Genomic DNA, 15959 nt, shown 5'->3' with positions numbered 1-15959 from the left:
CTAAAAACCAAATCTGGAGCAGGCGACATGGCATTGATGCCGGTGGAAGAGGCCCTCGCGCGCGTGGTGGCCGGCGTCGCGCCCTTGCCCGTGCAATCCGTGCCGGTGGCCGAGGCCACGGGCCGTGTGCTCGCCGCCGACCTGTGGGCGCGCCGTAGCCAGCCCGCCGCCGACATGTCGGCCATGGATGGATATGCGGTGGCCGCCGCCGATATCGCGCAGGTTCCCGCGACCTTGCGCGTGATCGGCGAATCCGCCGCCGGCCGCCCCTTCTCGGGTGCCATCGCCACGGGGGAAGCGGTTCGCATCTTCACCGGCGCGCTTCTGCCCCCGGGGGCGGACACGGTGGTGATCCAGGAGAATATCGCGCGCGAGGGCGATCTCATCACCACCACCGCCGCCACCGCGCCGCTGCGGAACGTGCGCAAGGCGGGGTTCGATTTTCCCGCCGGCAGCCTGATCCTTCCCGCCGGCCGCCGCCTCACCGATCGCGATGTGATGCTGGCGGCCGCGGCCGACCATTCCCTGCTCAGCGTCGTCGCGCGGCCGAAAGTGGGCATCCTGCAAACCGGCGACGAACTGGTGCGCCCTGGGGCCGGCACCGGCGCGCTGTCCGACGTGGTGGTGTCCAATGTGTACGGCCTTGCGGCGCTGGCCCGGGCCCATGGCGCGGAGGCGGTGGATCTCGGCCTCGTCGGCGATTCCCTCGATGCGACCCGCGCCGCCATCCGCGCGGCGGCCGAATCGGGAATAGACGTGCTGATCACCTCCGGTGGCGCCTCGGTGGGCGAGCACGATCTGATCGTGCCGGCCCTGCGCAGCGAGGGGGTGGAGCTGACCGTGCACAAGATCGCCCTGCGGCCGGGAAAGCCGCTGATGTTCGGTGCACGCGGCCCCATGCGCGTGCTGGGCCTGCCGGGAAATCCGGTATCGGCCTATGTGGGCGCCGTGCTGTTCCTCATTCCGCTGCTGAACGCGCTCCAGGGCAGCACCGCGGGTGGCCAGCAGGTGCGCGCGGCGCGCCTCGGCTGCGCGGTGAAGGCCAATGATTCCCGCGTGGACTATATGCGCGCGACGCTGTCGTTCGCCCCCGACGGGGCCTTGGTGGCGACGCCGCTGCCGATTCAGGATTCGTCCATGTTGACGACCCTCGCCATGGCGGATTGCCTGCTGATCCGGCCGGCTTTCGCACCCGCCGCAGAGCCCGGCGAGGCCGTTTCGGTGCTTCCGCTCCCCTCCTGAAATACCGTTAACGCGATGTTCACCCTTGCGGAACACAAAAGGAACAGCTAATGCTTGTTCATGATTTGTTTCGGTTTGAATGATCTCCTGACGGACATCGCTGCCGAACCGGAAGCGGGATGGGGACGGGTGAGACCATGCTGACGCGCAAGCAATATGATCTGTTGCGTTTCATCCATGAACGCCTGAAGGAAACCGGCGTCCCGCCCTCCTTCGACGAGATGAAGGAAGCCCTGGACCTGCGGTCCAAGTCCGGCATTCATCGCCTGATCACCGCCCTGGAAGAGCGCGGCTTCATCCGCCGCCTGCCCAATCGCGCCCGGGCGCTGGAAGTGGTCCGCCTGCCGGACAGCGCCGCCCCCGGCCTCGCCGCGAGCCGCGCGGCCTCCTCCAGCGGGCGCGGCTTCTCCCCCAGCGTGATCGAGGGCAGCCTCGGCCGGGTCCGCCCGCCGGCTGAGGATGAGGAAACCGCGCCGACCGTGACCGTGCCGGTCATGGGCCGCATTGCGGCCGGATCCCCCATCTCGGCGATTCAGACCCGCAGCCACACCTTGAACGTCCCGCCGGAAATGCTGGGCACCGGGGAGCATTTCGCGCTCGAAGTGCGCGGCGACAGCATGATCGAGGCCGGCATCCTGGACGGCGATACGGTGCTGATCCGCAAATGCGACAGTGCCGAGACCGGCGATATCATCGTCGCCCTCGTGGACGACGAGGAAGCCACCCTGAAGCGCCTGCGCAAGAAGGGGGCCTCCATCGCCCTGGAAGCCGCCAATCCGGCCTATGAGACCCGAATCTTCGGGCCGGACCGCATTCGCGTTCAGGGTCGCCTCGTCGGACTGATGCGCCGCTATTGAGATTCCCGTGTTCCGTTTGATCGCCGCGCCCTGCGCCAGGGATCAACGGGCCGCATCCTCCTCGACCTGCTGGGCGGACCCCGCGCCCTGCTCCCCTTCTGCGACGGGAGGGAGAAGTGGCATCCACGGGCGCTGCTGACGCGGGGAGCGCGCCGGAACGATCCGCCAGTCCCGGGCATTGGAATTCCCCTCCGCCGCACGGAACAGGGACAAGGTCCCCGTGTGGGCCATATCCGCGGGCGTTATGACCCTGGCCGGGCATTTCTTCGGCGCCGGATGGGGGCTCACGATGAGCGCCGCGTTCAGGCAGTCCGCCTCCAGCCCCTCGGGGCGGCGGGAGACGGCGAGAACGCCGCCTGCGGTGGCGGCCGTGCATCCCAGCCGGTCGCAGCGAAAGGCATCGGCCAATCCCTCGGCCTGCGAGGTGCGCGTGTCGCTCTCGCGGCTCAGCCATTGGTCCGCCACCATCCGGTTCGAGGTCGCCCCGAGGATGGAGAGCCGCCCGTCCGCCGCGCGCACCGCCACGGTCCGTCCGTTCGGCGCGACCAGGATGTCGGCACGCGGGGGCGCGCCGCCGAGGGCGAGGGCCGCGAGCGCGGGAACGAGCGCGATCGCCGCGAGCCGTCCCCGCAACAGGCAAAGGCACAGCAAGGCGAGGCTCGCGGCCAGGACCGCGGGCGGATTGAACCAATCGGTCCGCAGGCCAGCGCCCGGCAGCGCGGCGACCTTGTCCGACACGCCCACCATGATGTCGATGCCGAGCCCCATGATCGGCCAGGCCAGCGAATCCAGGCCGAACGGCAGCAGCAGCACGCCGAGCAGGCCGAACGGCATCACCAGGAAGCTCACCGCCGGCATGGCGGCGAGATTCGAGAGCAGGCCATAGGCGCCGATGCGCTGGAAATGCAGGGCTCCGTAGGGCGCCGTCGCGAGGCCCGCGACCAGCGAGGTCAGCGCAAGCCCGCCCACGAACAGCAGGACCTTCAGGGCGATGCGCGCCATTCGCCCATCGGCCGTCCATCCAAGGCGCAGCGGGCGCAGCCGCTCGAACGCCGCGACCAGCGCGAGCGTTGCGGCAAAGGACATCTGCATGCCGGGATCGAGCACCGAAACCGGCGCCGCCGCGAGCACGAGTACTGCCGCCACCGCGACGCTGCGCAAGGTCAGCGCGGCGCGTCCGACGATCACGCCGAGCAGCACCAGGCCGAGCATCAGGAACGAGCGCTGCGCGGCCACGTCATTGCCCGACAGGATGAGATAAAGGGCGCTGCCGATCAGCGCGCAGAGCGCCGCGAGCGATTTGACCGGCGCCCCGAGCGCCAGCGGCGGGAACAGCGCCAGCAGCCCGCGCACCAATGCGAACAGCGTGCCCGCCACCAGCGCCATGTGAAGGCCGGAAATCGACAGCACATGGGTGAGGCCGGACAGGCGCATGCTCTCTTCCACCGCCGGCGCGATGGACGAGCGATCCCCGGTGACAAGTGCCACCGCGATATCGGCGGCCGCGCCGCTCAGCACCAGGCGGATGCGGGCGGCGAGCGCCACCCGCACGCCATGGACCAGCGCGGCGACGCGCACGGCGAGCGGCGGCGCCCCGGCGAGATCCGCCGGCTTCGGCGGGCTGAGGGCGAAGCCCACCGCATCGATCCCGGCGAACCACGGTGCCCGGCCGAAATCATGCGCGCCCGCCATGGCCGGGCCAAGGGGCGGCAGCAGGCGCGCCGAGACGCTGAGGCCTGTGCCGACGGTGGGCGCCGAGCCGCGCGGCAGGGAGAGGCGCACCCGCTCGGGCTTGAAATCCAGCCCCTTGGCCTGGGCGCGCTCGACCCGCAGCAGGATGCGGTCGGCGGCCGCACGCTTCTCCAGATGCTCCACGAACCCGGTCAGCCGCACGCTGCCCGGCGGCGGGATCAGGACCGGGCGCGCGATGCGCGCGGTCTGGAGGCAGGCCAGTGTGAAGCCGCAGGCAAGCGCGGTCACGCCTGCAAGCACGGCGAAGGAAAAGGCGCGCGCCCGCACGGCGAGCGTCGCGGCAAGCAGCGCCGCCGTGAGAATGAGGCAGGCGACCAGCGAGGGCTCCTGCTCGGCACCGAAATAGAGCAGGATGCCGGCTGCGAACAGCACCGGCAGCCAGAGCACCAGCCGCCCCGCCTCCGCCTCGACGCGGATTTCCGCCGCGAGCCCTGCGAACAGGCGCGCGCGCAGGGCGTCCAGGGCGTCGAAGGGGCGCGACGTCGTTCGCCCCGCATCCCAGACGGCCACGCGCGCGCCGCGCCCTCTTGTGCGCCGCGGGGCGTCCTCGCCGGTGTTTGATGTGCCTGCCATGCCCCCGCGTTCCCCAACGCGCGCGCCTATGCTACACGGGCGCCGCCCGCGCGCCACATGCCGGCGATGCACGAAGCATCCCGGCGGCACGCCCGCCCCGCTCCAGACCTCTTTTCGGCGGACCTTCATGTCAGAGATCGTTACGCGCTTTGCCCCTTCTCCCACGGGCTTCCTGCACATCGGCGGCGCCCGCACCGCCCTGTTCAACTGGCTCTATGCCAGGGCGAAGGGCGGCAAGATGCTGCTGCGCATCGAGGACACGGACCGCCAGCGCTCGACGAAGGAAGCCATCGACGCGATCCTCGACGGCCTCACCTGGCTCGGCATCGAATGGGACGGCGACACGGTCTATCAGTTCGCCCGCGTCGCGCGGCATCAGGAGGCGGTGGCGCAGATGCTGGCGCTGGGCAATGCCTATCCCTGCTATGCCACGGCGGAAGAGCTGGAGGAGATGCGCGAGACCGCGCGCAAGGAGGGCCGCCCGCCGCGCTATGACGGCCGCTGGCGCGATCGCGATCCCGCCGAGGCGCCGAAGGACCGCAAGCCCGTGATCCGCCTGCGCGCACCGCAGGAGGGCGAGACCGTCATTCACGACCTGGTGCAGGGCACGGTCACCTTCCCCAACAAGGATCTGGACGATCTCGTCCTGCTGCGCTCCGACGGCACGCCCACCTATATGCTGGCCGTGGTGGTGGACGACCATGACATGGGCGTCACCCACATCATCCGCGGTGACGACCATCTCACCAATGCGGCGCGCCAGACCCAGATCTATCGTGCGCTCGACTGGCCGGTGCCCGAGATGGCCCATATCCCGCTCATCCACGGGCCGGACGGCGCCAAGCTCTCCAAGCGGCACGGCGCGCTGGGCGTCGATGCCTATCGCGCCATGGGGTATCTGCCGGCGGCATTGCGCAATTATCTGGTGCGCCTCGGCTGGAGCCACGGCGACCAGGAAATGTTCTCGACCGAGGAAATGATCGCCTTGTTCGATCTCGACCATGTGGGCCGCTCGGCCGCGCGGTTCGATTTCCAGAAGCTGGAAAACATCAACGGGCACTATATCCGCGCCAGCACCGACGATGACTTGTTCGACGCGGTCATGGCGCTCATTCCCTATCTGCCCGACGGCGCCGCGCGGCTCGCCAAGATGACGCCGGAGCACAAGGCTCAACTGCGCGCCGCCATGCCGGGGCTGAAGGAACGGGCGAAGACGCTGGTGGAATTGCTGGACAATGCCGGCTTCATCTTCGCCGAGCGGCCCCTGCCCCTGGAGGAAAAGGCGAGCGCGCTGCTTACCCAGGAGGCGCGCGCCCATCTCGGCGCCCTCCTGCCCGCGCTCGCCGCCGCCGAATGGAGCGTGCCGGCGACGGAAGCGGTGGTCCGCGCCTATGCGGAGACGGCGGGCATCAAGCTCGGCGCGGTCGCCCAGCCCCTGCGCGCCGCCCTCACCGGGCGCACCACCTCGCCGCCGATCTTCGACGTGCTGTCGGTGCTGGGGCGCGAGGAGAGCCTCGCCCGCCTCAAGGAGCAGGCGGCGTGATCGGCCCATTTCCGCGCCGGGCATCGTCGGATGCCCTGCCGGCCGGCCCGTGCGAGGTGCATCTCGACCTCAAGGGGCTGAAATGTCCCCTGCCCGCCTTGCGCACCCGCAAGGCGTTGGCGACCCTCGCGCCGGGAACGCTGCTGATCGTGAGCTGCACCGATCCCATGTCGGTCATCGACATCCCCCACATCGCCCAGCAGACGGGCGATGCCTTCGAGGGGCGCACGGTGGACGCCGGCGTGCTCGAATTCCGCCTGCGCAAGGCGAAGTGATCGCGAACCTCGGCTGGCCCACACGGAAGAGGCGCGAACACCGCTGGACGCGGAGATCCGCCGCCTAAGCTCAGGCCGTGCGGAGCGCGGTTTCCACCAGGCGCACCCAATAGGAGGCGCCGAACGGGATCGCCGCATCCGCGAAATCATAGGCCGGATGATGCAGGCCGGCGCTCGGCCCGTTGCCGACGAAAATATAGGCGCCCGGCCGCGCTTCCAGCATATAGGCGAAATCCTCGGCCGCCATGAGAGGCGGCGCATCGCCGTTCACCTGCGGCGCGCCGACCACATCCTCGGCCACGCGCTGCGCGAAGGCGGTCTGGGCCGGGTGGTTCATGGTCACGGGATAGCCCTCGACAAATCGCACCTCGGCTTGCGCGCCGAATGCACCGGCCACCCCTTCCGCGATCTGCTTGACCCGTTCGCGCAATTGCAGGCGCACGGCGGGCGAGAGGCTGCGCAGGGTGCCGGTGAGTTTCGCGCTCGGCGGCAGGACATTGTCCGCCTCGCCGGCGTGGAACATGGCGATGGAAACCACGCCCCCTTCCAGCGGGTCCACATTGCGCGCCACCACCTGCTGCAAGGCGGTGACGATGTGCGCGCCGGTCAGCACGACGTCCACGCCTTCATGGGGCTTGGCGGCGTGGGAGCCCTTGCCCGCGACGGTGATTTCGACATGGTCGGCGGACGCCATGATGGCGCCCTCGCGGATGCCGAAGCAGCCCACCGGAAGGCCCGGCAGATTGTGCATGCCGTAGACTTCGTCGATGCCGAATCGCTCCATCAGCCCGTCCTGCACCATGGCGCGGCCGCCGGCGCCGCCTTCCTCGGCCGGCTGGAACACCATGATGGCCGTGCCGGCGAAATTGCGTGTCTCGGCCAGGTGCCGGGCGGCGCCCAGCAGCATGGTGGTGTGCCCGTCATGGCCGCAGGCGTGCATCTTGCCGGGCGTCTTGGAGGCATAGGCGGCCCCGGTGGACTCGAAAATCGGCAGGGCGTCCATGTCCGCCCGCAGCGCGATGGTGCGCCCCGCCCCGCCATTGCCGCGGATCACGCCCACGACGCCGGTGCGCCCGATCCCCGTGACCACCTCGTCGCAGCCGAATGCGCGCAATTGCTCGGCGACGAATGCCGAGGTGACAGGCAGATCATATTGCAGCTCCGGGGTTTCGTGGAGCTTCTGGCGCCAGGCGGAGAGTTCGTCCGCCGCATCGGCGAGACGGTTGATGACGGGCATGAAGGGCCTCCTTCTCCGCCGGATGGTGCGCGCGGGCGCCGGATGCGGTCAATACCGCGCGGGGCGGTATTAGGGCGCATCGGGCCGGCTGCGCACAGGCAGTTTCCCTTAGCCACCTTGACCCTGCGGCCCGCGCAGCCTAACACCCATGCCCAGTGAGCCCGTAGCTCAGCCGGTAGAGCACGTGACTTTTAATCATGGGGTCTCGGGTTCGAATCCCGACGGGCTCACCATTCACACCAGCGACATTGTACCCCCGTAACGCTTCGGGCGCGCGTGGTCGTGCCTCGCCTGCCCCCCGGCGCGCAGCCGTGGCGCGCGGCTAGATGACGTGGAGCTCGAGCCGGTCGCGGCCGCTGTTCTTCGCCCGGTACAGCGCCTCGTCGGCATGGCGCATGAAATCCGAGACGCTCAGATCGCTCGCGTTCGCGGCGGAGCAGATGCCGATGCTCGCGGTGACCGACTTCAGATAGGGATGGATTTCGTTCCAGGGCTCGCAGGCCATGGACGTGCGGATGCGGCGGCCGACCATGACCGCGCCTTCCTCCGATGTCTCCGGCAGGAGCACGGCAAATTCCTCGCCGCCGAAGCGCGCGGCGAGATCGATCGACTGGCGCACCGCCTCCTGCACGATCAGGGCGGTGCGCCGCAGGCAATTGTCACCCACCACATGGCCGAACCGATCATTGACCGACTTGAAATGATCGATGTCCACGAGCAGCAGCGCGATCGCGGACCCCTCGCGGCAGCAGCGCTGCCAGGCTTCCTGTAGCGCGGCGTCGAAGCGCCGGCGGTTGGGAAGGCCGGTCAGCCCGTCGGTGGCGGCCATGGCGGAGAGATCGGCCAGGGCGCGCTTGAGGACCGTGATATCGGAATGGGTGAAATAGCCGATGCCGCTCGCGGTGCGCCGCGCGATCACGCGGCGCCAGCGTCCGCCCGGAAGCTCCACCTCGAACGGCGCGCCGGCGAAGCGAAGATTGTCGAGCACCGAGACGTCGATCGCCCGGCCCACCGACCCCGCCTTTGTCCAGGCCCGCTTCACGATGTCGATCAGGGTCAGCCCGATGACGGATTCGCCCATGGCGATGTCGTAAAGAGCCCGGAACTCGTTGTTGACGGCGATAATCCGATCGCTCTGGTCCAGCACCATTGCCCCGTCGGCGATATAATCCAGCAGGTCGATGGGAAACTCGTTCCAGGCGGCCGGCTCCGGTGCGCGGCTGTTGTCGTCGGACAACTCGTGCCAGATCCGAATCCGGCTGCCGTCGGGGGTCTGGAGAGAGGCGACGCGCAGGCGGCGGCCGTTGTGCGTGAAGACAAAGGGGCGTGATTGATTGCGATGCCGGTCCACGCCCTCGTCAATATAGCGTTCTATGTTTGGCATTTCGTCTGGCGGTAATCTGCCGGCATAGAAACGACGCAAGTTTTCCCTATAGGGCTCGCCAGAATAGACGTGCCCCTCATGTTCGGGAAAAAACCGAGTAAACGCAGGATTCCAGAAAATAGTTCGGTCTTCTGAATCAAAGAGACAAACCGCTATATCTATAGTGTCCAATAGCGTTGATATGAAGAAATAACTATCTTTTTCAGACACGGATCTGCTCTGACAATCCTCGATAAATTCAATATTAGGTCATTCCGTGCGGCGGTAACAAGCGGTTCTTTGTGGGTGGTAATTAAGTAATCTTGGCACGCGCTTCGGAAGGTTTTAGGATCGAGAGATGGCCGGCCAATAGGTTGGAGCCTCGGCAAAATTCAAACAAAAGGAAGACCATCGCTGCATCACTCGAATTATCGGATGTTTTTCCATCGAACTATCCGATATTTCGCGTGATGCGCGCCGGATTTCGTCACATTGTGTTTGAGGAATCGTCGAGCAACGCTGCCATTTCTCCGTTCAGCCGTTCGGCGAAGCGGGAAACCTCGGTGGCAACGGTGCGCGCCTGCATGGCGCCCGACCGGATCTCCTTCGTCTTGCCCGAGACCTCGGTGATCATTTCGCTGACGGAATGGGTGGTGGCAACCTGTTCCTGAACGCCGGCGGCCAGGGCGACGAACACATGGCTGACCTGCCCGACATTGCTGGAAATATCGCTGACGGCGGTCGCCGCTTCCGTGCTGGTAGCCTGGACCGCTTCCACCTGCATGCGAATCTCCTTGGTGGCATTGGCGGTCTGCACGGCAAGCGCCTTGACCTCCTGCGCCACGATGGCAAAACCCCGACCCGCTTCCCCGACGCGCGCCGCCTCGATGGTCGCATTCAGGGCCAGCAGGTTGGTCTGGGCGGCGATCTTCTCGATGAGGGCGGTCACGGCGCCGATGCGCCCGACGCTGTCCGCGAGCCCGCGCACCAGATTGTCGGCCGATGTCGTGCGGTCGGCCGCATCCTGCGACATGGTCGCGGCGCGCTGGATCTGCTTCGAGATTTCGTCGAACGAGGCCGCCATCTCCACCGCCGCGGCGCTCACCGAGGAGGCCGCGCTCTCGGAGCCCTCGCTCAGGTCCAGCAGCGTGTCGCTTTCCCGGCTCATGCTGGCGGAGGTGTGACGCAGGCCGTCGACCACCTCGGTCACCCCTGCCGCGACCGCGATGCTCTTGGTGATGACCGACCAGGTCAGGATGGGGCCGAGATACTCACCGCTCGAATCATGCGCCGCCGATACCCGCAGTTGCAGCGTTTCGGGTCCGACGCGGATCTTGGCCGAATGCGGCAGGTTCTTCGGGTCCGCGAGCATCGCCCGCTGATGCTCCGGATGCTTGTGGAAAATATCGATCGAGGTGCCGACCAGATTGTCCGCCTTGATCGGCAGATGGGCTTCGATGCGCCGCAGCGTCTCGAGGCTGGCCTTGTTGGCGTAATTGATCTTCAGGTCTTCTTTTTCGCAGGTCATCACGTTGATCGGCAATTCGTCGATCATGCGCAGCAGGTGCTCGCTCTTCTGCTTCTGTTCCAGAATCTGCGTCACCCGGTTCCAGGTGAGCTGCGCGTAGCGATACCGCCCGCGCCCGTCCACGATCGCGTTGATGTTGAGATCCAGCGTCTCGTTGCCGGCGCGGATGACCGTCTGGTACGGCAATTTGGCGGGGTCCTGGATGATCCGGCGGGCGTGCGCGGGGTGCTGGTGGAAGACGTCCAGCGAGGATCCGACCACGGAATCGGGCGACACATGCAGCACATGCTCGATTTCCCGCAGCAATTCGCGGGACTTATCGTTCGCATATTGGATGATGCAGCTGGTCGGGTCGCACAGCATGATGGCGAAGGGCAGATGGTCGAGATATTCCATGCCCGCAAAGCTGATGGAGCCTGTCGTGCGGGGCATGGCGATAACTTGAGCTTTGGACATTCGATTTCCTTCGGCCTTGGTCCCCTCAAGCTCAGGCCATGACCATTGTGCCATGCTGGGCGACGACGAGACGACGCAGCCGCAAAGTCTCTTTGAAAGCTTGTGTCGGGCTGACCTTGGCGCGGATTCCGCGCAAAACCCGCGGTTGGCGGGCGCAAAGGCGCGCCGACGCCCGCGCCGGTCCGATTTTATTGATCTCGCTCAATTTTTCCGCGGGGCCGGGCACGCCGCCAGGGCCAATCGACAGTCATGGGTTGGCGCCGGTGCAGCAGAGCATCGTCATGCACGGGCCGGTGCCGTGCATCCACGGAGCCAGCCTCGACGCTTCGGGGTCCGCGCCGGCGGGCGCCTCGGAGATCGACCCCGCGGCTGAATGTCGATCCGTCCTAGAGCACGCAGCGGGTCTGCGCCGTCAGGCCGTTGGGCGCGCCCCATTCGTTGGACGGCAGGGTGGAGAAGGCGCCGTCGAAGACCTGCCGCTGCATGGTGAAGCGCACCGGCTTGCCGTCGGGCCCGAGATCCACGATCCAGAAATAATCATAGGTCGCCCAGGGCCAGCTCGCCGGGACATCGGGCAAACCGCCGAGGTTCAGCAATTGGCGCAGCGTCACCGCCTGGCCGGGATTGGCGGCTTCCAGGGCGGCGTCGGCGATGTGATCGTGCTCCCAGACCATCACCACCGTGCGGCCCGTGAAGCGCGGATCGCTCAGCACATCATGCACCGCCTGCTGGGTGCGGGTGGTGACGAGCTGGGTGAAATCCGTCTTGCGGGCGAGCTTCGCGGGATCGCGCGCGGCCTTCTTCGGCTTGTCCTCCGCCGCGACATCGGCAGCGGCGGCGGGCGCGGGCGCCGATGGGGCGGCGGCGGACGCCGCCTTCTCCCGCTTCTTGCGCGGGCTGGTCGGGGCGCTGGGCAGGGCGGTGTACATCACCACGGGTTGCGCCCATGTGGCGGCGGCGGGGGCGGCCAGCTCCATGGTGTGCAGGGTCACGGCGAGGATGGCGGCCGGCGCCGTGCCATCCGGGAACAGGCTGTCCTTGGCGCCCTCGCCGAGATACTGCGCGGCAAGCGCCTGGGCGCGCGCATTGCCCACCGGGCAGAGCCGATAGGCATCCTGTTTCTCGCCGTGGCGCAGGATGATGATGCGCGCGGGGGCCGCGCTGGCCGGGAGGGCGGCGAAAAATCCCCCGCCCGCGAGCGCGATCGCGAGCAGGCTGCGAAAAGCGAGGCGCGAGAAGCAAAACGCGGCCATGAAACATCCCCCGGCAACGGTCCCGCCGGACCTTACCAAAAGTCGCGGCATCCGCCATGCTCCTGCCGCAGCTTGCCAATGTCCCCGCCCTCGCCTATGCGAAGCGACGCCATTGTCGGGGGGTTCCATGCAGAAGGTCTGGTCTTGGGTCGGAGGCGTCGCCATCTGCACGCTGGGCGTGGCGATGGTTGCGGCGGTGGCCGATCCCGCCGCGGCACAAAGCTCCGCGAACCCGCCGCACATCACCATCCAGCCGCACAATCCCAATGTGATCCACCTGCCGGTGATCCCGCAGGGCAGCTATCTGGACCCCGGCCCCGGTTCGGCGATCAAGCCGGACGTGGGGCTCGGCGACGATCGCAACGAGGATTATGCCTTCCCGCCGAATCTCGACGGCTACATGGGCTCCTCGCCTCCGGGCGATCCGACCGACAACGGCCAGTGGAGCCCCCTCCCCGGCGATACGCCGAGCTTCTGAGGCAGTTTTCGCGTGCCGGCGCCCGGTTTTGCGGGCGTCGCTCCGGCTCGCGCGGCTTCGGGCACGAGACATGAAAAAGGCGGCAGGGAAAAACCCTGCCGCCTTTTTTCGTGCGATCCCCAAAGGGAAAAATCAGCGCTTCGAGAACTGGAAGCTGCGGCGAGCCTTGGCGCGGCCGTACTTCTTGCGCTCGACCACGCGGCTGTCGCGGGTCAGGAAGCCGCCCTTCTTGAGCGGGCCGCGCAGCTCGGGCTCGTAATAGGTGAGCGCGCGGGAAATGCCGTGGCGCAGCGCGCCGGCCTGGCCGGAGAGGCCGCCGCCGGAGACGGTGCAGACCACGTCATACTGCTCTTCGCGGGCCGCGGCCTGGAAGGGCTGGTTGATCATCAGGCGCAGCACGGGACGGGCGAAATAGGTCACCACGTCGCGGTCGTTGACCGTGATCTTGCCGGTGCCGGGGCGGATCCACACGCGGGCGACTGCGTCCTTGCGCTTGCCGGTGGCATAGGCGCGGCCGAACTTGTCCAGCTTCTGGACATGGACCGGCGCCTCTTCGATGCCGCCCTGGCGGGAATCGAGCGCGTCGAGGGACTGAAGAACCTCAGCCATGATCAGTTCCTCACATTCTTGCGGTTGAGCGCGGCCACGTCGAGGACCACCGGCTGCTGTGCCTCATGGGGATGGGTGCCGCCCTTGTAGACGCGCAGGTTGCCCATGATCTTGCGGCCGAGCGGGCCACGGGCGAGCATGCGCTCCACGGCCTTCTCGATGACGCGCTCGGGGAAGCGGCCTTCCAGCAGGAACTTGGCGGTGCGCTCCTTGATGCCACCCGGGAAGCCGGTGTGGTGGTAATAGACCTTCTGGTCGCGCTTGCGACCGGTCAGCACCGCCTTCTCGGCGTTCACCACGACGACATTGTCGCCGCAATCCACGTGCGGGGTGTAGAGCGGAAGGTGCTTGCCCTTCAGGCGCATGGCGATGATGGTGGCGAGACGGCCCACGACGAGCCCGGTCGCGTCGATCACCACCCATTTCTTTTCGATTTCGGCAGGCTTGGCCGAATACGTCTTCATGGATCGGTTTCCGAATGAGAAAGCCGGTCCCCACGAAAGATCGCAAGGCCTCCGGCAATGGACGGGGCTTGTAACCCAGAGCCGGCGCAGCGTCAACGCAACATCGGGCCAAATTATCCTTGGTTTTCAAATGCTTATTAAAATGGTGTCATAGCACCACATTTCAAGGCGCTTTTCCGTCGCAATAAACCCGCCCGTCCCGCTCAGCGCGCGTCCCGGCCGAGCGCCTCGACCTGTCGCAGCCAGCGGGCGCGCTGGTCCGGCGGTGCGGCATCCACCAGGCCGAACAGGCTGTGGCGCACCGGGGAGATGCCGACGAAATCCAGGATGTTGCGCTCCAGCCCGAGCACGCCGTGGGCGAAGAAATACCAGCGATAGATCAGCGCCGGCATGCCCATGGTGACGATCACCCGCGCCGAGCGCCCGCCGAGCAGCTTGTGGGGAAACCCGGGCCCGGCCTGGATGAAGGCGAAGCCGGGACGCATCAATTGCTCCAGGAACGCCTTCAGCAGGGCCGGCATGGTCCCGAGCCACAACGGAAACAGCAGCACCACATGGTTCGCCGCGAGCAGGGCGTCGCGGGCGGGCAGCAGGTCGTGCGGCATGGTCCCGGTCTCGAAATCCGCCTGCGTGCGCATCAGCGAGAAATCGAGCGCCGCCACCTCCACCCGCGCGACGCTGTGGCCGCCGGCTTGGGCGCCGCGCGCATAGGCGTCCGCAAGCGCATGGCACAGGTGCCCCCCGTGCGGGTCCGGATGTCCCTGAATGATGAGAATGGATTGTCCCATGGCGTCTTCCCCAGGCGCACCATGGGGCGCGGCGGCGAAGGACGCATTGATCCGGATCAGGGCGCGACCTTGCGGAAGCGGTCTCCGCGGCGGGCGCCTTATCGTGCGGGAGCCTTATTTTGCGGGAATGGAATAGGTGGCCACGCAATGCGCTACCAGTTCGTCGCTGTCCGGGCTGTGCAGCGCCACGTCGCCCACCGCCAGGCGCTTGCCAAGCTTGATGATGCGCGCGTCCGCCAGGATCGGCCCCGGCGCCGGCTTGCGCAGGAAATTGATGGAGAGGTTGGTCGTCACGGCAAGCGCCACCGGTCCGATCTGCGCCAGCAGCGCGGCATAGACCGCGACATCGGACAGCGCCATCAGGGACGGGCCGGACACCGTGCCGCCGGGACGCAGGTGATCCTCGCCCGCCTCCAGCCGCACCGTCGCCGTCATGATGCCGGTGGAAATGACCTTGTGCGCCTTGCCCGGGCCGAACGCCTGGGGGAATTCCTCATGCAGAAACGCCTCCAGAGCCTCCGGCGACATCCGCACGTGCCCGTCCCCCATTGCATCCTCCCTGCATCTCGCTTCACGCCCGCGATTTGCATAGAGTAGGCTTGCAAAAGATCAAAGCGCGCGAAGCGCGAGGGAGATGACATGTCTTCTGCCGCATCCCCAGTTGCCGCCGCCGTGGAGGCTCCCGCCGAGCCGGCGGTGCTGCGCAGCGATGCCGACGGCGTCGCGCTGGTCACGCTCAACCGCCCCGCCAGCCGCAACAGCCTTTCGGAAGCCATGATGACGGCGCTCTCCGAGACGCTGACGGACATTTCGGTCGACCCGGCGGTGCGCGCCGTGGTGCTGGCGGCGAACGGCCCGGTGTTCTCCGCCGGTCATGACCTGAAGGAGATCCAGGCCCATCGCGGGGACGAGGATCGCGGGCGGCATTATTACGACCAGGTGCTGCGCCGCTGCGCCGCGCTGATGACCGCCATCGTCCGCCTGCCCCAGCCGGTGATCGCGGCGGTGGACGGCATGGCCACGGCGGCCGGATGCCAATTGGCGGCGAGCTGCGATCTCGCGGTGGCCGGCGCGAAGGCGCGATTCTGCACGCCGGGCGTCAATATCGGCCTGTTCTGCCACACCCCCATGGTCGCCCTGTCGCGCGCCGTCTCGCGCAAGCACGCGCTGGAAATGCTGCTGCTCGGCGAATGGGTGGAGGCGCAGGAGGCCCATCGCATGGGCCTCGTGAACCGGGTGGTGGCCGACGGCGAGGCGGTGCCCGCCGCGCGCGAGCTTGCCCTGCGCATCGCCGCGAAATCGCAGGTGCCGGTGAAGCTGGGCAAGGCCGCCTTCTATGCCCAGGCGGAGATGACGCTGGACAATGCCTATGCCTTCGCCTCGCAGGTGATGACCACGAACATGCTCGCGCGCGATGCGGACGAGGGCATTTCGGCCGTGCTCGACAAGCGCCCGCCCCATTGGGAGGACCGCTGAGGGCGAAGTGATCGCGTCCTTTACGTTCCCTAAACCATAAAGGGCTTTCCTGTTGTCCTGGCCGG

The 15959-nt window shown here is 67.5% G+C and carries 16 protein-coding genes, 1 tRNA gene and 1 pseudogene; 7 read left to right on the top strand and 11 right to left on the bottom strand.

Annotated features, from left to right (window positions below):
• Positions 1 to 27: 27 nt before the first annotated feature.
• Entirely contained in the window at positions 28 to 1242 is a 1215-nt protein-coding gene (locus tag V5F84_RS13220; RefSeq protein WP_394043426.1) for a molybdopterin molybdotransferase MoeA, read from the top strand.
• 137 nt (positions 1243 to 1379) lie between these two features.
• Positions 1380 to 2099 carry a transcriptional repressor LexA gene (lexA, locus tag V5F84_RS13215; protein ID WP_394043427.1) on the top strand — a complete coding sequence of 240 codons (720 nt, stop codon included), beginning with the start codon at positions 1380 to 1382 and terminating at the stop codon, positions 2097 to 2099.
• Positions 2100 to 2141: 42 nt separating this feature from the next.
• Here lexA and V5F84_RS13210 read toward each other — a convergent pair whose 3' ends face one another.
• Positions 2142 to 4424: a ComEC/Rec2 family competence protein gene (locus V5F84_RS13210; protein ID WP_394043428.1), complete on the bottom strand. Its 2283-nt coding sequence runs from the start codon at positions 4422 to 4424 to the stop codon at positions 2142 to 2144.
• 127 nt (positions 4425 to 4551) lie between these two features.
• On the opposite strand from V5F84_RS13210, the gene gltX reads away from it, so the two are divergent.
• Entirely contained in the window at positions 4552 to 5967 is a 1416-nt protein-coding gene (gltX, locus tag V5F84_RS13205; RefSeq protein ID WP_394043429.1) for a glutamate--tRNA ligase, read from the top strand.
• The gene (locus tag V5F84_RS13200; protein WP_394043430.1) at positions 5964 to 6242 is read left to right on the top strand and encodes a sulfurtransferase TusA family protein; all 279 of its coding nucleotides are present in this window, start codon (positions 5964 to 5966) and stop codon (positions 6240 to 6242) included. Before gltX ends, V5F84_RS13200 begins: the two co-directional genes overlap by 4 nt.
• Before the next feature lie 70 nt (positions 6243 to 6312).
• On the opposite strand, the gene V5F84_RS13195 is transcribed toward V5F84_RS13200, so the two are convergent.
• Positions 6313 to 7479, bottom strand: coding sequence for a M20 aminoacylase family protein (locus tag V5F84_RS13195; protein ID WP_394043431.1), 1167 nt, complete (start codon positions 7477 to 7479; stop codon positions 6313 to 6315).
• A gap of 157 nt (positions 7480 to 7636) precedes the next feature.
• Here V5F84_RS13195 and V5F84_RS13190 point away from each other — a divergent pair.
• Positions 7637 to 7712, top strand: a tRNA-Lys gene (locus V5F84_RS13190).
• Positions 7713 to 7801: 89 nt separating this feature from the next.
• On the opposite strand, the gene V5F84_RS13185 is transcribed toward V5F84_RS13190, so the two are convergent.
• The 5 genes and pseudogenes from V5F84_RS13185 to V5F84_RS13165 all read right to left on the bottom strand — a co-directional run bounded on the left by V5F84_RS13185 (position 7802) and on the right by V5F84_RS13165 (position 12079).
• Positions 7802 to 8716, bottom strand: coding sequence for a GGDEF domain-containing protein (locus V5F84_RS13185; protein ID WP_394043546.1), 915 nt, complete (start codon positions 8714 to 8716; stop codon positions 7802 to 7804).
• Between the two features lie 54 nt (positions 8717 to 8770).
• Positions 8771 to 9073 (bottom strand): annotated as a pseudogene (locus tag V5F84_RS13180) (PAS domain-containing protein); the annotation flags it as partial.
• Positions 9074 to 9329: 256 nt separating this feature from the next.
• A complete protein-coding gene (locus V5F84_RS13175; RefSeq protein WP_394043432.1) occupies positions 9330 to 10826 on the bottom strand; it encodes a methyl-accepting chemotaxis protein in 1497 nt (498 codons plus the stop codon).
• A gap of 31 nt (positions 10827 to 10857) precedes the next feature.
• Positions 10858 to 11031: a hypothetical protein gene (locus V5F84_RS13170; RefSeq protein WP_394043433.1), complete on the bottom strand. Its 174-nt coding sequence runs from the start codon at positions 11029 to 11031 to the stop codon at positions 10858 to 10860.
• 181 nt (positions 11032 to 11212) lie between these two features.
• Positions 11213 to 12079: a hypothetical protein gene (locus tag V5F84_RS13165; RefSeq protein ID WP_394043434.1), complete on the bottom strand. Its 867-nt coding sequence runs from the start codon at positions 12077 to 12079 to the stop codon at positions 11213 to 11215.
• Positions 12080 to 12206: 127 nt separating this feature from the next.
• Here V5F84_RS13165 and V5F84_RS13160 point away from each other — a divergent pair, with 127 nt between their 5' ends.
• Positions 12207 to 12557 carry a hypothetical protein gene (locus V5F84_RS13160; RefSeq protein WP_394043435.1) on the top strand — a complete coding sequence of 117 codons (351 nt, stop codon included), beginning with the start codon at positions 12207 to 12209 and terminating at the stop codon, positions 12555 to 12557.
• A gap of 132 nt (positions 12558 to 12689) precedes the next feature.
• On the opposite strand, the gene rpsI is transcribed toward V5F84_RS13160, so the two are convergent.
• From rpsI to V5F84_RS13140, 4 genes are all read right to left on the bottom strand, one after another.
• Positions 12690 to 13166: a 30S ribosomal protein S9 gene (gene rpsI / locus V5F84_RS13155; protein WP_394043436.1), complete on the bottom strand. Its 477-nt coding sequence runs from the start codon at positions 13164 to 13166 to the stop codon at positions 12690 to 12692.
• A gap of 2 nt (positions 13167 to 13168) precedes the next feature.
• Complete coding sequence (gene rplM, locus V5F84_RS13150) at positions 13169 to 13630, bottom strand: 50S ribosomal protein L13 (RefSeq protein ID WP_394043437.1); 462 nt, start codon at positions 13628 to 13630, stop codon at positions 13169 to 13171.
• 203 nt (positions 13631 to 13833) lie between these two features.
• Positions 13834 to 14418, bottom strand: a complete 585-nt coding sequence (locus V5F84_RS13145) for an NAD(P)H-dependent oxidoreductase (RefSeq protein WP_394043438.1) — start codon at positions 14416 to 14418, stop codon at positions 13834 to 13836.
• Between the two features lie 114 nt (positions 14419 to 14532).
• Complete coding sequence (locus tag V5F84_RS13140) at positions 14533 to 14967, bottom strand: PaaI family thioesterase (protein ID WP_394043439.1); 435 nt, start codon at positions 14965 to 14967, stop codon at positions 14533 to 14535.
• Positions 14968 to 15057: 90 nt separating this feature from the next.
• Between V5F84_RS13140 and V5F84_RS13135 the strand changes: the two genes are divergently transcribed.
• A complete protein-coding gene (locus tag V5F84_RS13135) occupies positions 15058 to 15894 on the top strand; it encodes an enoyl-CoA hydratase (RefSeq protein ID WP_394043440.1) in 837 nt (278 codons plus the stop codon).
• The last annotated feature ends 65 nt before the right edge of the window (positions 15895 to 15959 follow it).

Origin of the sequence: Roseixanthobacter liquoris, from assembly GCF_043195135.2 — a bacterium.
Lineage (GTDB): Bacteria > Pseudomonadota > Alphaproteobacteria > Rhizobiales > Xanthobacteraceae > NCEH01.
Note: the sequence above shows the minus strand (reverse complement) of the source record. Positions and strands in the feature narration are given on the sequence as shown.